This is a genomic window from Xenorhabdus sp. Sc-CR9, assembly GCF_963897815.1.
In the GTDB taxonomy this organism is placed as follows: Bacteria; Pseudomonadota; Gammaproteobacteria; order Enterobacterales; family Enterobacteriaceae; genus Xenorhabdus.
Genome location: NZ_CAWQTY010000127.1, coordinates 1 through 401, shown reverse-complemented (window position 1 = coordinate 401; position 401 = coordinate 1). Strand labels below are relative to the sequence as shown.

The 401-nt window shown below is 48.9% G+C and carries 1 pseudogene; it reads right to left on the bottom strand.

The window, feature by feature from the left end:
- Nucleotides 1-103: 103 nt before the first annotated feature.
- A pseudogene (locus AACQ81_RS06180) lies at nt 104-334 on the bottom strand (type II toxin-antitoxin system RelB/DinJ family antitoxin); the annotation flags it as partial.
- Nucleotides 335-401: the final 67 nt, after the last annotated feature.

The following is a 401-nucleotide window of genomic DNA, read 5'->3' as shown; positions in this document are numbered from 1 at the left end:
TGTATACAGTAGGAAAAAAAATTTATGGAAGCGCGGTCTCAGTGTTTCGGTTTGTCTTCTTTTGTTGCCACGTTTGGAGTCGCGCTTGAACTGGCTGGTGTATTCAGTCGTCCGCATTGAGATCACTAACCAGAGTTTTGAGGTCAGCCGCCTTCGTTACATTTCCTGCACGAGCCTCACGCATGGCCGCAATAGTCGTTTCGTTTGGTACTAATGGTTCGAATGGGAGCGCCTTTTCCCGTGCTACTCGCGTTAGCATCAGGCGGACGGCATCCGATACCGTAAGCCCCATCGCGTTGAAAACGGCACACGCTTCTTCGTTGATGACCCCCTCCGTCCGCGTTGGGACAAGTTAATTGTCAATTCTTGTTACCCTGAATTTTGTAATAATCTGCGATTAA